Origin of the sequence: Lysobacter sp. OAE881 (genome assembly GCF_040546665.1) — a bacterium.
GTDB lineage: Bacteria > Pseudomonadota > Gammaproteobacteria > Xanthomonadales > Xanthomonadaceae > Lysobacter_J > Lysobacter_J soli.
In genome coordinates this window covers 4,142,530-4,163,420 of record NZ_JBEPOG010000001.1, presented here as the reverse complement: position 1 = coordinate 4,163,420, position 20,891 = coordinate 4,142,530, and the positions used below count along the sequence as shown (strand labels likewise).

The window sequence follows — 20,891 nt, the reverse complement described above, 5'->3', positions numbered from 1 at the left end:
ACGTATCGTGGCGTCGCGATGCCGCTAAACGGCGGCGCGAAACGCGGACTCCCGGTGCCAGGGGGCGAGGGAGCCGCGGTCAGAGGATCAGGAAACGCCGGGCGACTGGGGAGTCGGCCGGCGTTTTTCTTTGGGCGGCCACGGCGACTCGACTCGTGCGGTACGAGCAACGCTGAAAGCACCGTTGAAAGCCCCGTCATCCCGGCGAAAGCCGGGACCCAGGCCCGTACCGCATGGGCACTCCAACAACGGGGAACCATGTCTCCGCCGTCATTCCAGCAAACGCTGGAATCCACCATGGCCTAAGGCTTCTTCCCCGTAGCCTCCGCAATCGCCCGGATCCGCGCCTTCCTCATCGCCTCGCCGACCTCCGGCCCGCTCAGGCCGCGCGCGACGTCCTCCGCGCGCACCGTCATCGCTGCCGCCAGCGCTGCCTTCAGTGCCTCGCCCTGCGGATAGGGCACGTCCTGGAGGCCGGCGCGGCCGCGCTTGTCGGCTTCGCACACGATCGCCATCTGCGCGATGCGCGCCGGCTTGCGGAACCCGTCGCAGCGCGCGAGCAATTCGTACACCGTGCTCGCGCGCAGTTCGTCGAAACGGTGCACGTTGAGGTGTTCGCGGCACACCGCTTCGGCCAGCTGGCGATGTTCGGTCGGCACCTTCAACCGGTCGCAGAGCCCGCGCAATGGCGCAAGGCCGGCGTGTTCATGGCCGAGGTGCTTGGGCAGCACGTGCGAAGGCGTCAGCGCCTTGCCGAGGTCGTGCGTCATTGCGGCGAAGCCGATCAGGTCGTCGCCGGGCGCCAGGCGCGCGGCCATGTCGCAGACCAGTTCGACATGCACGCCGGTATCGACTTCCGGGTGGTACTCCGCGCGCTGCGGCACGCCGTACAGCGCATCCACTTCCGGCAACACGACGGCCAGCGCCCCTGCGTCGTGCAGCGTCCGCAGGAAGGCCGACGGCGTCTGGCACGCAAGCGCGCGCCGCGTTTCCTGCCACACGCGCTCGGCGGTGAGTTCGGCCAGTTCGCCGGACGCGGCCATCTCGCGCATCAGCGCCATGGTTTCCGGCGCGACGGTGAAACCGAGCGAAGCGAAGCGCGCCATGAACCGCGCCGCGCGCAACACGCGCAGCGGATCCTCCGCGAAGGCAGGGCCGACATGACGCAACACGCGCGCCTCGATGTCGCGCGCGCCGCCGTAGGGGTCGACCAGCGCGCCGTCTTCGTCCTGCGCGATGGCGTTGATGGTGAAATCGCGACGCTGCAGGTCGTCTTCCAGCGTGACCGACGGATCGGCATCCACCACGAACCCGCGATAGCCGCGGCCGCTCTTTCGTTCGGTGCGCGCGAGCGCGTGTTCCTCGCCGCTCTCGGGATCGAGGAACACCGGGAAGTCGCGCCCGACGGCGCGGAATCCCGCGGCTTCCATCGACGCCTGCGTTTCGCCGACGACGACCCAGTCGTTGTCGCCGTGCGACAGGCCGAGCAGGCGGTCGCGCACGGCGCCGCCGACGAGGTATCGCTTCATCCAGCGCTGCCTGTCAGCGCGGTGCGTGCTGGGCGAGCAGGGCGAGGATCTCGCGCACGCCGCTGTCGCGGCCGAGCGTGCGGGAGATCGGCGCCGACTGCCCGGACAGCCAGATGCGCAGTTCGGAATCCATGTCGAAATGCCCGGCCGTTTCGACCGAGAACATCACCACGCTGCGGTACGGGATGCTCAGGTACTGCACCTTGCTGCCGGTGACGCCCTGCTTGTCGACCATGATCATGCGGCGGTCGGTGAACACGATCAGGTCGCGGATGAGCCCGAACGCGCGCTCCAGGGTTTCGCCGGGCGCGAGCAGCGGCGCGAATTCCTCGGCGATCTTCTCCACGGGCTTCTCGCCCGCATGGCCGAGCAGGGTGTCGATCAGGCCCATCTGCGTGTCTCCGGAACGGTGCAGGCGCGATGCTAGCGCACCGGCGCGATGCGCTCCGTGTTCGGGCGCATCAGCAGCCGGCGAGGATCTCCGCCAGCTTCGGTTCCACCGGCGTCGGCGTGAGGTTCAGACGGCGCAGGCCGTCTTCCATGCTCACCGAGTCCAGCTGCAGCGAACGCCAGTTGTCGCGGCTGATCGGCTTGCCGGGTAGCCATTCACCGACTTCGGCCTGCAGCTTGCCGAGCGACGTCGGCAGCCCGAGCACCACGCGGTGCCGCCCCCGACCGCGCGCAGCGAGCTTCACGATCTGCTTCAGCGTCATCACGTCCGGACCGACCAGATCGTAGGACTGGCCAATGCTGCGCGGCTCGTCGAGCGTCTTGGCAAAGGCCTCGACGACGTCGCCGACCCACACCGGCTGGAAACGGGCGTCCGCCCGACCGATCGGCAGCACCGGCGCGAACTTCAGCAGCCCGTCGAAGCGGCAGAACAACCCGTCGCCGGGTCCGGCGATTACCGACGGACGCAGCAGCGTCCAGTCGAGCCCGGACGTGCGAACGTGTTGTTCGGCACGACCGCGCGCCTGCAGGTAGTGGCTTTCGCCGCGCCCCGCATTGAGCGCGCTCATCTGCAGCAGGCGGCGCACGCCCATGCGCTGCATCGCGTCGATCAACGCATCGGTGATGCCGACGAACACGCGCTCGAAGCCGTCGCCGCGATCGCCCTTCTCGTTGAGGATGCCGATGAGGTTCACCACCGCATCGGCGTCGTCGAGCACGGCGGCCAGGAAATCCGCGTCGGCGACGTCGCCTTCGATCAGGCTCGCGCCCTGCGGTTTGAGGCGGCGCTTGGCGGCGTCCGCGCCGCGACTGAGCACGGTCACGCGGTCGCCGCCCTGCAACAGGCGCGCGACCAGATGCCGGCCGACGAAGCCGGTGCCGCCGAGGATCACCACGTGACGTTGTGTCATGGCGAAAGTCTAGGCGAGGCCGGACTTCAACGCTGTGATCGGGAACTGGATTGTGTCGCCGGTGCGGCCGGCGGTGCCGCGGCGGGCGTCGGGCACGTGAAGCGTGTGCGCGCACCATCGGTGCGGCCGATCAGGCGATTGCTCAGGCGCAACGCGTCGCCGTTGAGGCGCCAGTCGTACAGCACGCTGAAGGCCAGCACGCGCGCGACATACTCGCGCGTTTCCTTGTAGCTGATGGTCTCGATCCAGAACGGCGGCTCCATGCCGGGCCGCTGCGACTGCCAGCGCGCGAGCGGCGCCGGGCCCGCGTTGTAGCCGGCGATGACCTGGTACGGCTGGCCGCCGTACTTGTCCATCAGCTGACGCAGGTAGGCGGTGCCCAGGATGATGTTGGTGTCCGGGTCGTACAGGCTCTCCGCGCCGCCCCAGGGCAGGCCGATGCGGCTGGCGACCCCCGAGCCGGTCCCGGGCAGGATCTGCATCAGCCCCATCGCGTTGGCCGACGACCGCGCGCGCGGGTAGAAGATGCTCTCCGCGCGGATCTCCGCCGCGACCCATGCCGGATCGAGGTTGTTCTTCGCCGCCTCGCGCCGGATCGTCGCCTCGTGGTGCAGCGGGAAGCGCAGGCCGTACAGGCGCGACTCGTCGGGATTCTTCCCGAGCGAGAAAACCGCGCGATCGAACCAGCCGTTGCCCTGCGCGACTTCCACCGCGATGCGGCGCTGCTCGTCGTTGAAGCGCGACAGCGCGTCGTCCCATTCGCGCACGGCCCAGCCGATGCGGTCGAGCTGGAACAGGCCCATCGCCCGCACCATCGCCGGATCGCGCGCGATCGCCTGTTGCGCGGCGGAGGTGGTTTCCGGCAGCCACGGGCACAGCGCGTAGGGCAGATCGAGGCGGTCGGCGGCCAGGAATCCATGGAAGTCGGGCTTGTTCGCGGCGTCGCGGAACAACCGCTCGGCCTCGGGCTTGCGGCCGGCGATCTCGTTCAAGCGCGCTTCGAAATACATCCAGCGCGAATCGCTGCGCTGCTTGGCGCCCATCTTCTGGATCGCCGCCAGCGCCGCGGGCCAGTCCGAACGCGACAGCGCTTCGCGCACGCGCCACTCGTGCAGGCGTTCGTCGTACGCCGAGGCGGGCACGGCGTTGAGGCGACGCGCCGATTCGGGCTCGTACGACGCCACGGTCCACAGCGCGATCTGGTACAGCACGCGACCGCGCTGCGCTTCGCTCAGGCCGAGCGCGTCGGCGTACTTCGGCAGGATCGCCTCGGCGCCCGCCGGCGAGGTCTTGCCGTACTTCGCCAGGCCCTGCGATGCGATCTCGCGGCTGCGCTCGGTTTTCGGCCAGTTGAGCGCGCGCTCGTGCGGCGTATCGAGGAAGGCGGCGTAATCGTTGGCGAGCGTCGCCTGATCGGCGGGCAAACCGCGCGCCGCGGCGCGCATCACGCCGGGCTGCCATTCGGCGGCGGCGAGCTCGATGCGTTCCCAGCGCAGCTCCGGCGTGAGTCCGCCCTGCGCCGCGAGCGCCATCATCGGCGCGTCGCAGGCATCGGGCAGCGACTTGCCGGTGCGCCAGATCGACTGCGCATCGCGTGTCCATTGCGCGTCGGCGCGGCCGAGCGCCTGCCGCGCGTCGAGCTCGTTGCAGCGCAGCGCGGTGCTCTTGATCGAGGGACTCCACGCGGCGAGCACGGAGGACCAGTCCTGGCGTCGTGCGGCGGCGGCGATCCACGTCTCGCGGAACGCGTCGGCGACCGCCTTTCCCTGGTTGCGCGACAGGAAGGCCTGCGCGACGGCGGGCGACAGGTTGTCGATATCGCGCCGCAGCGATGCGTACTCGATCCATCCGTACAGCGGATGCTGCGCGAGGTCGGAGAACTGCGCCGCGTCGATCGGGCCGGTTTCGGCGGCCTGCAACGCGGTGCGCACGCGATCGAGCTTCGGATCGGCGAGCGGCTTCGGCAACGGTGGGATGGACACGGCGCGCGCGGCCGCGGGCGTCTGCGCACAGGCAGATGCCGCAAGGGCCACGCTGCACGCAGCGAGTACGATGATGAATGGGCGGGGGACCATTGGCGGGACTATAGCCCAGCATCGTGAAGCGGCCGTCTCCATGATCCGCACTGCGGTCAGGCGTCGTTTCGGGTATGACGCATCGTGTGTGGCGCGACGTTCTGGCCGGACGCGCGTGATGTCTGCATCTGTCGTTCCGCGTGCCGTGTCGACGCGTGGCGTCCCGCAGCGCAGGGTTTCAATCGGGAGCTTCCATGTTGTTGTCACTCTTCGTGTTCCTCGGGCTTGGCGCGATCGCCGGCATCCTCGCCGGACTGCTGGGCGTGGGCGGTGGGCTGGTGCTGGTGGCGGCGCTCGCGTGGCTGCTGCCCGGCATGGGCGTGCCGAAGGAGGCCGCGATGCACGCCGCGCTGGCCAGCTCGCTGGCGAGCATCGTGCTGACGGCCGCAGCGTCGGCACGCGCGCACGCGCGGCGCGGCAGCGTGCTGTGGCCGACGGTGGCCTGGATGGTGCCCGGGCTTCTCGTCGGCGGCTGGGTGGGCAGCGGCATCGCGGTGCACATCGATGACGACGCGCTGCGCTGGATCGTCGCGGGTTACTGCTTCCTCGCCGCGGCGCAGCTGATCTTCGGCGGTTCGCGCGAGGCGCGCGGCACGGAAGTGCCAGCGCCGCGCGGCGTTCCGATGACCGCCGCCGGCGTCGGTATCGGCGCGCTGTCGGCGGTGGTCGGCATTGGCGGCGGGAGCATGACGGTGCCCTTGCTGGTATGGCGCGGGGTGGTGCCGGTGCGGGCCGTCGGCACTTCGTCCGCATGCGGCGTCGCGATCGGACTGGCGGCCGCTATCGGCTACGCGATGCACGCGCCGCCCGGCGCGCTGCCGCAGCATGCGGTCGGTTACGTCTACCTGCCCGCGGCGATCGGCGTAGCGGCCGCGTCGGTGTTCGCCGCGCCGTATGGCACGCGTCTGGCGCATTACCTGCGCGGCGACACGCTCAAGCGCGTGTTCGCCGCATTCCTCGTGCTGGTGGGCACCAGCCTGCTGTTCAGCGGCTGACGGCCGCATCACCCGATCGCGTTGCTGCTCGCATCGCGGAGCGACGAGGCGATGCTGTCGAGTGTCGCGACGATCGCCGCGCGGCGCAGCGCGACATCGCGCGGTGAGTCGTCCGGCGGGGCCATGTGCGCGCCGACCAGCACCAGCGCGCCTTCGATGCGGTGCAGGAGTTCGCGCTGCCGCGCGGGATCGCCCGCGTCGATGGCCTCGTCGAGTTCGGCCAGCTCACGGCGACTGATCGCGAGCAGTTCGCCGAGGACGCGCCGGTAGTCCGATTCGTCCTCGTACACCGTCCGCAGGCGATCCAGCCCCGCGGGTTCGCCTCCGACGAACAACGCGTGCGCCGCGCCCGGCGACAGCAGCAGCGACGAAAGCTTGGCCGCGAGCGCATCCATCTGGATGGGCTTGCCGAGGAAATCGTCCATGCCGGCATCGCGGCAACGCTGGATCTGTTCCGGAAGGACGCTCGCGGACAGCCCGACGATAGGCAGATGCGTGCCGCCGGTCTCCGACGCGCGTACGGCGCGCGTCAGCGCGTAACCGTCCATCACCGGCATGTGGCAGTCGGTGAGCAGCAGGTCGTAGTGCGCGCGCTGCAACTCCGCGAGCGCCTCCTCGCCATTCGTCGCCATCGCGAAGGCGTAGCCCAGACTGTCGAGCTGCCGCCCGATCACCGCGCGATTGATCGGATGGTCTTCGGCGACGAGGATGCGCGCCTCGTGCGTCGCGCTCGCCAGCGTCGAGTCCGTGGCGCCTGCATCCGGTACGACCAGGCCGAGGGCTTCGTGGCATGCGCGCGCGAGTGCGCGCGTGGTCTGGGGATCGCCGGCCATTCGCACGCGGTCGTCGTCCGGCGTGTTCGGGGCGTCGTCGGACGTGACGAGAACCAGCGGACGGTCCGCAAGTGCGGCGGGGATCGCCATGGCCGCGTCGGCGAACAGCAGGTCCATGTCGCCCGCGTCGAATTCGACCAGGTCCGACGCTTCGGCTTCGATCAGGCTGAAGCCGAACGAGCTCAGGCCGTTGCCGATTTCCTGCGAGCGCAGTTCGTCGGCGACGCATACCACGGCCGTGCGTCCCTCGAACTCCGGCCGCCCCTGCAGCGGCTGGACGACCGCAAGCGGAAGTTCAAGCACGGCACGCGTGCCGTCGCCCGGCTCGCTTTCCAGGTGCAGGCTTCCGCCCATCATCTCGGCGAGACGGCGGCTGATCGACAGGCCCAGCCCGGTGCCGCCGTAACGGCGCGTGGTGGATTCCTCCGCCTGCGTGAACGGCTGGAACAGCCGCGCGAGGTTCTCGCGCGCGATGCCGATGCCGGTATCGACGACTTCGATGCGCAGCTGCTGCCCGTGGTCGGATTCGGCGAGCAGCCGGACCTGCAACGCGACGTGGCCCTGCGCGGTGAACTTGAGCGCGTTGCTGAGCAGGTTCGCGATGATCTGGCGAATGCGCATCGCGTCGCCGCGGAAGCGCGTCGCCAATCGCCAGTCGACGATGGAATACAGACGCACGCCGCCTTCTTTCGCGCGCACGCCGAACAGGCCGGCGACGCTGTCGACGAGTTCGCGCAGATCGAAGTCGGTGTCGCTGATGGCCAGCCGTCCGGATTCGATGCGCGAGTAGTCGAGGATGTCGTCGAGGATCTGCAGCAACGCGCGCGCCGAATCGCGCGCCATCATCGCCATGCCGGACTGCTCGTGGTCCAGTGGCGTGTGCGCGAGCAGTTCCATCAGGCCGAGCACGCCGGTCATGGGCGTGCGGATCTCGTGGCTCATCGCGGCGAGGAAGATGCTCTTCGCAGCGACGGCCGATTCCGCCTGCGCCTTGGCTTCGCCCAGCGCTTGGGCCTGCGCGTGAAGTTCGGTCGTGTCGACCCAGTAGCCGCTCCATTCCACCGCGCCGTCGTCGAGGCGCCGCGGCGTGCCGCCTTCGGTTCGCAACCAGCGCCAGCCGTCGCCGATGCGGATGCGGACATCGAAGGCCGGGATGGGCCTGAGCGTGCGCACCGCGGTGTCGATCGCCTGCTCGACGCGCGGCTGGTCGTCGGGATGAAGGCGCGCGAACACGAGCGACTCGCGATGCAGCACTTCGTCCGGCGGAAGCCCGAGCATGCCCGCCGTGTCGCCGGCGACATACGTGAAACGACGCTGTCCGTCGGGCGACACGCGAGCCTGGAACACCGTGCCCGGCATCGCCTGCGTGATGTCGTGCAGTTGCTGTTCGGACGCGCGTGCGCGGGCTTCGGCCTCGCGGATGTCGGTGACTTCCACGATCGTGCCGATCAGGCGCAGCGGACCGTCCTCCGCCGCGGCGAGCGGGTGGCGCCACACGATCAGGTGGCGGAGGCCGTCGCGGCCTGCCTGCGCGGGCACGGTGAGTTCGCGCCGCGTGCCCTGTCCGGTCGCCAGCACGTGCATGTCCTCGCCGGTAAGGACGTCGTCGTCGATGGCGCTGGCGTGCGCGCTCTGCCGCGCGGTGCGACCGACGAGCTGCTCGCGCGCGATGCCGAACATCGCCTCGTACGCGCGGTTCACCGTGATGTAGCGGCCCTCTCGATCCTTCACGAACACCGCGTAGGGAATGTTCTCCAGCAGCGCCTGCTGGAAGTGCAGCTGCGCGGCGAGCGCGGCTTCCGCGCGGGCCTGCAGGCGCGATGCGCGCCGCAGTCGCGCATACGCCAGGCCGATCGCCCCGAGCACGAGCAGCGCCGCGACGGTCGCCAGCAGCACCCAGCGCCATGGCAGGCCGTAGACGTAGTCGGTGGTGAGCCAGCGCGCGCGGATCGCCTGGCGCTGGTCTTCCGCCGTGCTGTCCAGCACGCGGTCGATGAGCGGGATCAGCGGTTCGTACTGGCGCTGCACGCCGAACGCGAGCTCCGTATCGAAACCGGCCGGCCCGACGACGCGCAACTCGCCGGCGTAGCGGTTGCGGATCAGCGCGTCGATGGCCGGCAGCGTGCCGATGTAGGCGTCGGCCCCGCCGTTGGCGACGAGCGCGAGGCCGGCTTCGTTGCCGCCGACGGTGCGCAGTTTCGTCTGTGGAAGCAGCGCGTGAAGCGACGCCAACACGCCGGGCTCGTCGCGCACGGCGACCGTGAGGCCCCCCAGATCGGACGGACTTGCGATGGCCGGTCCGTGCAGCCGTGCGACGATGACCTGCGGAAAGTCCTCGTACGAGCGGCTGAACACCATTTCGTCGCCGTCGATGTCGCCGGTGCTGCCCGCGGCGATGAGGTCGATCTCGTTCGCCAGCGCCATGCGCTGCAGGCTGTTCCAGTCCGCGGCGGGTACCAGTTCGACGCGCAGGCCGAGCTTGCGCTGGATCAGTTCCAGGTAGTTCGCCGCAATGCCGTCGAAGCCGCCTTCGCGCGCGAGGAAGCTGTAGGGGAAGCGATCGACTTCGTAGCCCACGCGCAGCACGGGCAGCGAGGCGATCCATTCCCGCTCCGCGCGCGTGAGGCCGACGGCGTGCGACGTTGCCAGCGAAGGCACGTCGCTCGCACCCCAGCGCAGGCGCATCTGTTCGACTTCGCGCTCGGGGATCGCCGCTTCGGCCTTGCGCAGGATGCTGGCGAGCTCGTTACGGTCGCGACGCACCGCGGGCGCGAGTTCGAACGTCGGAAGGTCCAGGGGCCCGAGGATCGCCACGTCGTCCGCGCGTCGTTGTCGCACCAGCGCGGTCGTGCGCGGCAAGGTGACGCCGAGGTAGGCGTCGGCCTGTCCGCGCGCGAGCATGTCCAGCGCTTCGTGGCCGTCGGCGGCGTAGACGAGCGTCGCGCGCGGATGGCGCTCGGCGAACACCTTGGCCGATAGCAGGAAGCGGCGTTCGATCGTGACGCGGGCCGAGTCCAGGTCGCGCGCACTGCGGATCTGCACGTCTCCCTTTCGCGCCACCAGCATGATCTGCTGCGACGACACGAACGGCCGCAGCATGTGGAAGCGCTCCATGCGCTGACCGATCACCGGCTGCGCGAGCAGCACGTCGTACGGGGGCGCCTGCTTCGACTGGCCGACCGCGATGCCTTCCCAGTCGGTGTACGGATGGAATTCGAGCTGCATGCCGGCGCGCGCGGCGAGCATGCGCATGTAATCGACGCCCAGGCCCTCCGGACGGCCGCCGCGCCACGCCTCGAACGGCACGAAATCGCCTGCGAACACGCCCACCTGTACGACCGGGTGCGCGCGTCGCCACGCCTGCTCGGACGGCGTGAGCGAAATGCGCGGCGCGGCCGTCGCCTGCGAGCGTCCCGGCGCGGGCTGCGCATGCGCCCATGCGGACAGGAACAGGCTGATCAGGAGCAGACAAGGCCACGCGAGCCGGTGGCGATGCCAGGAGGTGCCCAGGCTCATGGGGGTCTCGTCGTGAAAGGTCGTGCTTCCACCGCAGACTAGGTGGCCCCCGGAAGGGCAACCATCAGACTGGTCTGAATCTGCCTGCTATGCCGACGCAGCATGTCAAGGCTGCGTGAAATGCTTCTTTCCGGCCATGCCGGACGACCGAGATCGGGCTTTGCCTCGCAATGCTGCCAGCGCAGTAAGAAACAGTCGCTGGGGAGCCACGCGTACGCACCTCTTCCGCAGGTGGAACGACGCGGCGGAAATCTCCTCCGTCGCGCAATGAAACCCTTTCAGCGCGCACATGAGCATCCAACTGTCGGTGGGCGATTCGGCTCGCCGTGGTTGCGTTCCGCGAGATTTATCTGATTTCCAGTCCCGCCCCTGCGGGCCAGCATGCGTGCCGTCGCTGGGGAGTGGCGAAGTGGGCAGCAACCGAACAACTGCCCTCCAAACGGCGATACCTCCAAACAACAGGACATATGGACGCATGAGCAAGACCCTGATTTCCGCCGCACTCTTCGCGGCCGTCGGCATCACGTCGCTGTCGGCCGCCGCCGCGGACGGCAAGATCACCTTCACCGGAAAGATCTCGGACGTCACCTGCACCATCAAGGGCGGCGACAACACCGACGGCGGCACGTCGAACTTCACCGTCACGCTTCCGAGCGTCTCGACCACGGCGCTCGCGACGTCCGGCCAGAGCGCGGGCGACACGCCGTTCAGCGTGGTCGTCGGTGGCAGCGGCCAGACGGGCTGCACGAACGGCAAGATCGCGAAAATGTGGTTCGAGACCAGTACACCGACCGTCGATGCCGCGCACGGCGGCCGCCTGAAGAACACCGCCACCGGTGGCGCATCCAACGTGCTCGTCGGCCTGCTGAACAAGGCCGGCGCGACGATCGATCTTTCGAACAACGCCGGTGGCGAAGGCTCGAAGGAAGAAATCGCCAGCAACACCGCCACGCTCAAGTACACCGCGCAGTACTACGCGATCGGCGCCGCGGGCGCCGGCGACGTCAACACCTACGTGAACTACTCGGTCGTCTACAACTGAGTCGCGCGTGACGCATCTGGGCGGGGTCCGCGCGACCCCGCCGCTTCGGGGAAACTCCAGGAACTGCTCATGAAACTGCTCGCACGAGTGGGCTGCGCGTTCGCGTGGATGGCCGCTGGCCTCACGCCAGCGCATGCCGACGTCCAGATCGCCGGCACCCGCGTGATCTATCCGGCCGGCGAATCGCAGGTCACGGTCCAGGTTGACAACAACGGGCGGAGTCCGCGCCTGCTCCAGGTCTGGACGGATGCGGGCGATGCGAATGAAACCGCCGCGAACAGCACGGCGCCATTCCTCGTGACGCCACCGATGTCGCGCCTCGAACCCGGAAAGGGTCAGGCGCTGCGCCTGATGTTCAACGGAGCGGATGTACCGAAGGATCGCGAGTCGGTCTATTGGCTCAACGTGCTGGAAATACCGCCGCGTCCCAAGGGACAGGACGGCGGTGACAACTTCCTGCAGTTTGCGGTGCGTACGCGCATCAAGATCTTCTATCGTCCGCAAGGCCTGCGCGGTGCGCCGCTGGATTCGATCGCGCAATTGCAGTGGCGGCTCTTGCGTTCGGGCGGCGCCCCGTCGCTGGAGTGCACCAATCCCACCGCCTACAACGTCTCCTTCGCCGAGGTCCGCGTCGAGCGCGGAACAAGGGAAGCGATGCCAAAAGGTGGCATGTGTCCGGCGCTGGGCAGCGCGATGTTCCCCGTGGACGGCGAGCCCGGGAAAGGCAGCGGAACCGTGCTGCTCACCGCCATCAACGACTACGGCGGCTTCGTCGAAAGCCGCGCGTCCTACACGGACTGAGGCCGCAAGCCCGGCGTTCGAATCGAGCCTTCCTCCCGCAACGGGCGCATGACGCGCGCACGGGGTGCCGCCGCGAGCGCACGCCGACCGCGGGCCGCCAGCAACGCGAGATCGAAACATGCATTCATTTGATTCATGCATCCTCGCGCCAGCCGCGCGAGGCTACAGGCGAAGGCGCATCGTGGTTGTCGTGCTGGCCGCGCTGGGGCAGGTGCCGTTCGCCGCAAGTGCATCACCGGATCCCTCGCCATTGCCCGCGCCCGAACCGGCGCCGGATGCCGTCGAGTTCAGCCCGCTGTTCCTCGGCGAAAGCGCGACGTCGACCGACCTGACGCGATTCGAACACGCCAACGCGGTGGCGCCCGGTGAGTATCCGGTCGACGTCTACCTCAACGGCTATCGGCTCGCGCGCCGCACGATCGAACTGCGCGCTTTGGCGGACGGCGCTGTGCGGCCATGCCTGTCAGGCGAGGCGCTGGATGCGCTCGGTGTCGATACCGCCCGCCTCAAGTCAGAGGGCGTGGACGTCTCGCAGACGTGCATCGACGTCGAGCGGGTGATTGCAGACGCGCGTGCAAGCTTCGACATGAACCAGCTGCGCCTCGATCTGTCGATTCCGCAAGTCGCGCTCCGCCGCAGCGCGCGCGGGCAGGTCGACCCGGCGCTGTGGGAGCGCGGCGTCGATGCGTTGACGCTGGGCTACAACGTCAGCGCCAACCAGCTCGATTACGACAGCGGCGGCCACACGACCGGCGCCTATGCCGGACTCACGATGGGGTTGAACCTGGGTGGCTGGCGCCTGCGCAACCAGTCGTCCTGGCGCCGGGAAAGCGGGGCAGGCGAGGATTTCCAGAACATCCGCAGCTATGCGGAGCACGACGTCACCGCACTGCAATCGCAGTTCACCCTCGGCGATACGTTCACCTCGGGCGAGCTGTTCGATTCGACCGCCCTGCGCGGCATCAAGCTGGCCACCGACGATCGCATGCGCCCGGATTCGATCCGTGGCTACGCACCTGTCGTACGAGGCATCGCCGAGACCAATGCCCGGGTGGTGATTCGCCAGGCGGGCTTCGTGATCCTCGAAACCAACGTCGCACCCGGCGCATTCGAGATCGATGATCTGTACGCGACCGGCTACGGCGGCGACCTGGAGGTGACCGTGATCGAGGCCGACGGCCGCGAGCGGGCGTTCTCGGTCCCGTACGCCGCCGTGCCGCAGCTGCTGCGCCCTGGCGTGTGGCGCTATTCGGCCGCGGCTGGGCAGGTCCGCAATGGCGCGCTCCACGGCGCGGCACCGAACTTCATCGAGGGCACGTTCCAGCGCGGACTGGGCATCCTGCTCACGACGTACGCCGGCGTGCAGGCCACCGACGGCCACCTCTATCGCAGCGTGCTGGTGGGCGCTGCCTTCAACACGCCGGTGGGCGCCGTGTCGCTCGACGTGACCGGGGCGAAGACGAAGTTCGCCCTTCCCGACGAGGACGCCGCCGGCTACAGCGCGCGCCTGACCTACAGCAAGAGCATCCCGCAGACGAACACCGACTTCGCGCTCGCCGCGTACCGGTATTCCAGTCGTGGCTACCTGTCGCTGGACGATGCGGTCCGCCTTGACGACGAGGTGCGCAATGGCGAGCTGCGCGGCGGCGTGGGCGATGGTGCGGGGAACCAGCGAAGCCGCTTCCAGCTGACGGTCAGCCAGAGCCTCGGGGAGCGCGGCGGATCCTTGTTCGTCAGCGGTTCGCGAAACGACTATTGGAGCGGCTCGCTGCCGGTGGATTCGAGCTACCAGGTGGGCTGGAACCGGCAGTTCCGCAACGTGTCGCTGGGCGTGAATGCCAGCCGCACCCGACTGGCGGGCCGCGGGTACGACAACCAGGCCAACCTGAGCCTGTCCATGCCGCTCGGAAGTTCCGGCTTCCGCAGCACGCCGCCGCAGGTCACGCTCGCCGCGGGCCACGACCACGACGGCAACTCCGTCCAGGCGGGCGTGACCGGCAATGCAGGTGATCGTCGGCAGTTCAACTACGGCGTGAGCGGCAACTTCAACGATCGCGACACCGATACGGTTGGCATCAATGCCGGCTGGCGCGCCGCGCTCTCCACATTGGGCATGTCGTACTCGCGCAATGCACAAAGCCGGCAGGCGTCAGTGTCGGCGAGTGGCGGCATGGTGGCGCATGCGGGTGGCATCACGCTGGCGCCGCAGCTCGGCGACACCATCGGCGTGGTGGATGCCCGGAATGCGGCAGGCGCGCGGCTGCAAAGCGATCCGGCCATCCGCGTCGACCGGCGTGGTTACGCGATCGCCTCGAGCCTGATTCCCTACCGCATCAACGACGTCACGCTCGATCCCAACGGCCTGGCGGCGGATGTCCAGCTCGATACGTCCCGGCTGCAGGCGATCCCGCGCGCGGGCGCGGTGGTGGCGCTGAAATTCGAAACGACGATCGGCCGGTCGATCCTGATCCGGGCGCGGACGGAAGACGGTCGCACGCTGCCGTTCGGCGCACAGGTCGTGGACGGCGCTGGCAAGGACGTCGGCATTGTCGGTCAGGGCGGTCAGGTCTTCGTGCGGCTCTCCAGGGAGGACCGGCGCCTGCTCACTGTCAGCTGGGCGAGCGACGGCCAGTGCACTCTCGATGTTTCACCACCGCCTGCCGCCCCGCACGAACCTGCCGGCCTGCCGGTCGTCGACGCGGTATGCCATGCGTCGGTGCCCGCGCCCATCGCGCAACTGATGGGCCCTAGGGAGGAAACCAGGTGAATCGAATCCACTGCGAAGACGAACGGGCGACGCAAGGCGCGGCCACGGGCCATGTCGCCGCGACTCCATCGGCGGGATCCATCACGGGACGAAAGATGAAGACGTACAGGTGTCTGCTGGGAAGCGTGTTGTGGGCGTGCGCCATCCTGTTGTTGCCCGGCATGGCGTCTGCGAGGTGTTCCGGCACGGTGTCGACCACGCCGTTTTCCCCGGCCGTGGTGTCGATCAACAAGAACACTCCCATCGGACAGGTGGTCGCCTCCGCGACGGTCACGCTGTCCGTGGTCTGCACCGCCAAGGATGCGGGGGCATCCAGCGGCTGGAAGATGAACTACACCCCACAGGCGCCGCTTGTCGCCACATCGCTGGACCAGAAGACGTTTGCGACCGGCATGGGCGGACTCGGCTTCCGGATGTACACGAATGTGGGCGGGCTGATCGCACCGACGTGGTACGGCACCAACGGCGGCGACAACTTCTATCCGGGAGGTTGGGGCCCCGGCGGGCTGGCGCCGTTGAACTCCACCAACACCTACACCTTCAAGCTTGACCTGGTGCGCACCGACACCTCGCTGAAGGCCGGAACCTTCAGCGATTCGCTCGTGCGTTTCGGTTATCAGTTCGCCGGCAACGACTGTCCCGAAGGCAAGGAGTGCACGCGGCAGTTCGGCAATCAGACCACCACGCCGGTGACTTTCCAGTTCATCGACCCGACCTGCGCAATCACGACCGGCACCGCCAACCAGACCGTGGCGCTGGACGAGGCGCGCGCGATGGAGCTTCCTTCGATCGGGTCCACTGCGCGCCCCAAGGACTTCAAGGTCTCGTTCGAGAACTGCGCCCTCGCCACCGCGGTCCGGATGCGCATGGACGGCGCGCCGGCCACCCCTACCGTCCTGGCCAACACGGGCAGCGCCGCGGGCGTGGGTGTGCAGTTGCTCTTCAAGGGCAATCCGCTGGAACTCAACACTACGTTCGAAGCGGGCAGCTCGGGGAGCGGTTCGACCCTGGACGTCCCGTTCCAAGCCCGCTACTTCCGCACCGGGGGCTTGACCGGCGGGACGGTTTCCAGCGCGGTCACCATCACCGCCTCCTACTACTGACCCCGACGTATCGGGGCATCCGCCGCCGGCCGATCGGCCCCGCAAGGACGCTTTCGCGACCGCCCGAGCCCGCGCCGGGCCGGAATTGGGCTGCCCGGAGCGCTGACTGGGGCAACACTCCCGCCAGACTGTGCCGATCGTTGGTCAACGCTTTGCCGCTTGTGGCCGATTCACGAATTGTTTACAACTCTGGGGTGCCGCCCGGGCAGGGGAGGCGGCCGTTGCTGCTGTTCATTCATTCGAGGGAGAGAGTAATGAGAGCCATGCGCCGTCAATCGCTCACGCGAGCGATCCAGCTTTCCTTGTTGTTGACCCTGCCGGGCCTCGCGGCCGCGCAGGACGCCACGCCGGCCCCGCAGGGTTCGGCCACCACGCTCGACACCGTCACGGTGACGGGTTCGCGCATCAAGCAGACCAACGCCGTCACGGCCCAGCCCGTGTTCGTGCTCGACAAGGCCAAGATCGACCAGACCGGCCTGCAGACCGTGGGCGATCTGCTCCAGCAGATGACGTCCAGCGGCAAGGCGCTGAACGCCAAGTTCAACTCCTCCGGCAACTTCGGCTATCCGCCGGATGGCGGCGGCATCGGCGCGGGTTCGGCGCAGGTCGACCTGCGCAACCTCGGCTCGCAGCGCACGCTCGTGCTGGTCGATGGCGTCCGTTGGGTCAATGAGTCCTCCGCCTCGGGCGTGAGCGGCAGCGCCGACCTCAACACCATCCCGCTGGCCATCGTCGAACGCGTCGAAGTGCTGGAAGACGGCGCCTCGGCGATCTACGGCTCCGACGCCATCGCAGGCGTGATCAACATCATCACCCGCCGCAATTTCGACGGCGCCGAAGTGCACGCCTACTACGGCGAGTACGAGGACGGCGGCGACACCACCGAAGCCAGCCTGACGCTCGGCGGCAGCGGCGATCGCTGGTCGGCGGTGTTCACCGCCAGCTACTTCGAGCAGCAGGAAATCAGCTCCGGTTCGTGGGAACAGTCGCGTTATCCGACGCCGGGCACCGGCGTGCGCGGCGGCAGCTCGGGCATCCCGCAGGGTCGCTTCTTCTTCTGCGATCCGACGCGCCCGACCACCGGCGTGGGCGGTTGCGATGCCGATACCGAGAACTGGTACGACATCACCCTCAACAACGGCACCACCACGCCGGTGTTCGATCCGAACAACCCGAACGGTGGTACGTACAACTCGTTCGACGGCAGCGACCGCTTCAACTTTGCGCCGTATAACCTCCTGCTGACGCCGCAGAAGCGCAAGGCGATCTTCGCCAGCGTCTACTACGACGTCACCGACAACACCCGCCTGCACGTCAAGGGCCTGTACAACAACCGCACCTCGACCAACCAGGCGGCACCGGAACCGATCTTCGTCGGCCCGGGCGCGGGCACGGGCGGCATCGCCGACACCATCAGCATCCACGCCGACAATCCGTACAACCCGTTCGGCTACACGCTCGATGCCAACTCGAACTTCCTCGTCGCGACGCGTCGTCCGGTCGAAGTCGGTCCGCGCATCTTCAACCAGGACGTCGACACGCTGTACTTCAACGTCGGCCTGGATGGCACCTTCACGCTGGGCACGAGCAGCTTCGGTTGGGATTTCAACTACGCGCACGCCGACAACAAGGCGACGCAGGAATTCCTCAACGGCTACAACGTCGCCAAGATGAAGCTGGCGCTGGGTGATCCGGCGGTGTGTGCGCAGGTCGCGGGCTGCGTGCCGCTCGACATCTTCGGCGGCCAGGGCCGTCCGATGACGCAGGCGATGATCGACTACATCCGCACGCGCCAGATCGACTCCTCCGAACAGGTGCTCGACCTGTACTCGGCGAACGTCACCGGCGACATGTTCAACATCGGCGATCGCACCGCCGGCTTCGCGACGGGCGTGGAACACCGCCGTTACCGCGGCGACTTCAACCCCGATCCGCTGCGCCAGAGCGGCGAGTCGCAGGACTCCTTCGCCGCGCCGGTGTCGGCCTCGTACGACGTGGACGAGGTGTACGCCGAATTCCAGTTCCCGGTGCTGTCGACCCTGGACCTGCAGGCGGCGATCCGCTACTCCGACTACTCCACCTTCGGCAGCACGACGACCGGCAAGGCCGGCTTCCGCTGGCAGCCGATGGAGGACATCGTGGTCCGCGGTACGTACTCGCAGGGCTTCCGCGCGCCGAACCTGGGCGAGCTGTACGGCCTGACGCAGTTCGGCGCCACGCTGGTCGACCCCTGCGGTTCGACCGGCAGCCCGGGCCCGGCGGATCCGTCCTTTGCGGCGGGCTGCGCGGCGCAGGGCGCGCCGCCGAACTTCGAGCAGGCCAACACGCAGATCACCACCTTCACCGGTGGTAATCCGGACCTGCAGCCGGAAGAGTCCGACAGCTACACCTTCGGCGTGGTGTACGCGCCGAGCTGGGCGAGCGGGCTGGACTGGTCGCAGCGCCTGGACTTCGAGGTGAGCTACTACCACCACAAGATCGACGACGCGATCCAGGCCCGCGACATCCAGGCGCTGCTGGAAACCTGCCTGCGCGAAGGCGGCGTCGGCTCGGTCAACTGCACGCCGTTCACCCGCGGCGCCGGTGGCAACCTCAATCCGCCGGAGAACTTCCTCGACAACCTGGGCCGCATCGAAACCGACGGTGTCGACTTCAAGGTCAACTGGTCGTCGAGCGACTTCAGCTGGGGCCGCCTGAGCGCGTCGCTGCAGTCCACCTACGTCAACGACTACGAGGCCGTCGACGTCGACGGCAACAAGTCGCAGCGCGAAGTGGGCATCGAGGTCAACGACAGCGCGATCCCCGAGTGGCAGACCAATCTGCAGACCAACTGGACGATGGGCCAGTTCAACGTCGGCTGGACGGTGCGCTACATCTCGTCGGTCGACGAGCTGTGCTCGAACGTGCCGGTGTCCGAGGCCCCGGGCTGCATGGGCGGCGTGGAAACCAACAAGCTCGGCTCCACGACCTATCACGACCTACAGTTCAACTGGGACAACGCGATGGTCGACAAGCTCAAGCTCACCGTCGGCGTGAACAACGTCTTCGGCAAGGAGCCGCCGGTGTGCCTGACCTGCTCGCTCAACGGCTACGACGCCGGTACGTACGACCTGCCGGGCGCGTTCTGGTACGTCAGCGCGGACTACCGCTTCTGATCGCCTGATCGTTCCGCAGTCCGAAAAACGAAACGGCCGATGGTTCGCCATCGGCCGTTTCTGTTTGTGGTGTCGTGGAAACCGTTTGTGCCGACGAACGCGAGCCTTCAGCGCAACGCGGCGTCCGGCACGTGAAGGTCGAGCGACAGCGCCAGATGGTCCGACGCCGCCGCCGGTCGCGCCCGTGCGTTCGACGTCTTGAGCCCGTCGCCGACCAGGATGTGGTCGATCGCGCGCTGCGGGCGCCAGCTCGGGAATGTATGGACTTCGCCGTCCGGTGGCTGCAGGCGCGTGTTGCGGAACAGCGCGCGCATCTCGGGCACGTCGATGGAGCAGTTGAAGTCGCCCATCAGCACCGCGTTGGGGTGGTCGTGCAGGAGTTCGGCGATGAAACCCAGCTGCGCGGCGCGCGAGTTCGCGCCGAGCGAAAGGTGCGCGACCGCGATCAGCAGTCCCTTGTCGCCCTCGCCATAGCGCGCGAGCAGCACGCCGCGCCCGGCGATGCGGCCGGGCAGGGCGTGATCGATGACTTCCTTCGGTTCCAGCCGGCTCAGCAGGCCGTTCGCGCTGGAGGCGACGCCGCCGACGCGACGGTTCGGCTGGTGGCTCCAGTAATCGAAGCCGGCGCGCTGGGCGAGGTAGTGCGTCTGGTTGGTGAAACCCGACCGCAGGCTGCCCGGATCGCTCTCGTTGAGGCCGACGATGTCGTGCTCGCCGGCCAGCTGCGCGATCGCGTCCAGGCTGCCGCGCTTGTTGCCCGCGGGCAGCACGTGGGACCAGCTGCGCGCGACGTAATCGTGGTAGCCGCGCGTGCTGGACCCCGCCTGGATGTTCGCGCTGAGCAGGCGGAGCCGGCGGGTGTCCATTCGATCTTGCGGAGGCTTACTGGGCGCCGCCGGCGTTGGTCGCGCCGCCCTTCGCGGCACGCTCCTGCGCGATCAGATGATCGGCGATGCGCAGCGTGTCCTCGAAGCCCTTGCCGGTGACCTTGTACTTGCCGTTGATCACCATCGTCGGGGTCGAATCCACGCCGCTGCGCGCGATGAACTGGCTGGCGCGCTTCATCTTTCCTTCGATGGCGAAGCTCGACATCGTGCTGGCGAACTGCTTTCCGTCGACGCCGTACTTGGCGTAGAACGCGCCGATCTGCTCGTTGGTCGGCAGCGGCTGGACCGGCAGGACCTTGTCGACGTGGATCGCATTGAAGACCGCCTCATGCGTCTTGTCGAGCACGCCCATGGTCTGCGCGGTGTAGAACGCGCGGGCATACGGCTCCCAGTAGCCGCCGAACGGAGCGGCCAGGGCGACGAACTTCACGTCGGCCGGCTGCTTGGCCTTCCAGGCTTCGACCAGCGGTTCGAAGTGCGCGCAATGCGGGCAGGTGTAGCCGAACACCTCGACCACCTCGATCTTGCCGCCGGTGGGCTCGGAGGGCTGGCCGCCGGCGATTTCGACGTAATCGGTGCCGGCGACAGGGGCCGGACCCTGCGGCGGGGCGGCTTCGGCGGTGGGGGCCGGGGCCGGAGCGGCGGCGGTCTCGGCCGGCGTGGCGGGCGCAGCCGGGGCTGGCGCGGTTTCAGCCGGGGCGGCGGGTGCCGTCGGGGCCGCCGGAGCGGCGGTCTCGGCCGGGGCCGGAGCCTGCTTGGAGCAGGCGGACAGGACCAGCAGTCCGGTCAGGACCACGGCGAGACGGGGCAGACGCGAATTCATGCAG

Annotated in this window: 13 protein-coding genes; 6 read left to right on the top strand and 7 right to left on the bottom strand. The window is 68.5% G+C overall.

Annotated elements, in window-relative coordinates:
* Positions 1 to 302: 302 nt before the first annotated feature.
* The 4 genes from ABIE51_RS19085 to ABIE51_RS19070 all read right to left on the bottom strand — a co-directional run bounded on the left by ABIE51_RS19085 (position 303) and on the right by ABIE51_RS19070 (position 4,965).
* Positions 303 to 1,529 carry a multifunctional CCA addition/repair protein gene (locus ABIE51_RS19085; protein ID WP_192632648.1) on the bottom strand — a complete coding sequence of 409 codons (1,227 nt, stop codon included), beginning with the start codon at positions 1,527 to 1,529 and terminating at the stop codon, positions 303 to 305.
* Between the two features lie 13 nt (positions 1,530 to 1,542).
* Entirely contained in the window at positions 1,543 to 1,920 is a 378-nt protein-coding gene (locus tag ABIE51_RS19080; RefSeq protein WP_192632649.1) for a PH domain-containing protein, read from the bottom strand.
* A gap of 70 nt (positions 1,921 to 1,990) precedes the next feature.
* Entirely contained in the window at positions 1,991 to 2,890 is a 900-nt protein-coding gene (locus tag ABIE51_RS19075) for a complex I NDUFA9 subunit family protein (RefSeq protein ID WP_192632650.1), read from the bottom strand.
* Positions 2,891 to 2,916: 26 nt separating this feature from the next.
* Positions 2,917 to 4,965, bottom strand: coding sequence for a transglycosylase SLT domain-containing protein (locus tag ABIE51_RS19070; RefSeq protein ID WP_192632651.1), 2,049 nt, complete (start codon positions 4,963 to 4,965; stop codon positions 2,917 to 2,919).
* A 194-nt stretch (positions 4,966 to 5,159) separates the two neighbouring features.
* Here ABIE51_RS19070 and ABIE51_RS19065 point away from each other — a divergent pair, with 194 nt between their 5' ends.
* Entirely contained in the window at positions 5,160 to 5,960 is an 801-nt protein-coding gene (locus ABIE51_RS19065) for a sulfite exporter TauE/SafE family protein (protein WP_354504740.1), read from the top strand.
* A gap of 8 nt (positions 5,961 to 5,968) precedes the next feature.
* Here ABIE51_RS19065 and ABIE51_RS19060 read toward each other — a convergent pair whose 3' ends face one another.
* A complete protein-coding gene (locus ABIE51_RS19060) occupies positions 5,969 to 10,309 on the bottom strand; it encodes an ATP-binding protein (RefSeq protein ID WP_192632652.1) in 4,341 nt (1,446 codons plus the stop codon).
* Between the two features lie 475 nt (positions 10,310 to 10,784).
* Between ABIE51_RS19060 and ABIE51_RS19055 the strand changes: the two genes are divergently transcribed.
* The 5 genes from ABIE51_RS19055 (at position 10,785) to ABIE51_RS19035 (ending at position 19,177) form a co-directional block, all read left to right on the top strand.
* The gene (locus ABIE51_RS19055) at positions 10,785 to 11,351 is read left to right on the top strand and encodes a fimbrial protein (RefSeq protein WP_192632653.1); all 567 of its coding nucleotides are present in this window, start codon (positions 10,785 to 10,787) and stop codon (positions 11,349 to 11,351) included.
* A 69-nt stretch (positions 11,352 to 11,420) separates the two neighbouring features.
* The gene (locus ABIE51_RS19050; protein WP_192632654.1) at positions 11,421 to 12,152 is read left to right on the top strand and encodes a fimbrial biogenesis chaperone; all 732 of its coding nucleotides are present in this window, start codon (positions 11,421 to 11,423) and stop codon (positions 12,150 to 12,152) included.
* A 181-nt stretch (positions 12,153 to 12,333) separates the two neighbouring features.
* Positions 12,334 to 14,919, top strand: a complete 2,586-nt coding sequence (locus ABIE51_RS19045; RefSeq protein WP_192632655.1) for a fimbria/pilus outer membrane usher protein — start codon at positions 12,334 to 12,336, stop codon at positions 14,917 to 14,919.
* Positions 14,916 to 16,022, top strand: a complete 1,107-nt coding sequence (locus tag ABIE51_RS19040; RefSeq protein ID WP_192632656.1) for a fimbrial protein — start codon at positions 14,916 to 14,918, stop codon at positions 16,020 to 16,022. Before ABIE51_RS19045 ends, ABIE51_RS19040 begins: the two co-directional genes overlap by 4 nt.
* A gap of 302 nt (positions 16,023 to 16,324) precedes the next feature.
* Positions 16,325 to 19,177 carry a TonB-dependent receptor gene (locus ABIE51_RS19035; protein ID WP_502913314.1) on the top strand — a complete coding sequence of 951 codons (2,853 nt, stop codon included), beginning with the start codon at positions 16,325 to 16,327 and terminating at the stop codon, positions 19,175 to 19,177.
* Between the two features lie 107 nt (positions 19,178 to 19,284).
* Here ABIE51_RS19035 and ABIE51_RS19030 read toward each other — a convergent pair whose 3' ends face one another.
* Both ABIE51_RS19030 and ABIE51_RS19025 read right to left on the bottom strand, forming a co-directional pair.
* Positions 19,285 to 20,043: an endonuclease/exonuclease/phosphatase family protein gene (locus tag ABIE51_RS19030; RefSeq protein WP_115842020.1), complete on the bottom strand. Its 759-nt coding sequence runs from the start codon at positions 20,041 to 20,043 to the stop codon at positions 19,285 to 19,287.
* 16 nt (positions 20,044 to 20,059) lie between these two features.
* Positions 20,060 to 20,887 carry a thiol:disulfide interchange protein DsbA/DsbL gene (locus ABIE51_RS19025; RefSeq protein ID WP_192632658.1) on the bottom strand — a complete coding sequence of 276 codons (828 nt, stop codon included), beginning with the start codon at positions 20,885 to 20,887 and terminating at the stop codon, positions 20,060 to 20,062.
* Positions 20,888 to 20,891: the final 4 nt, after the last annotated feature.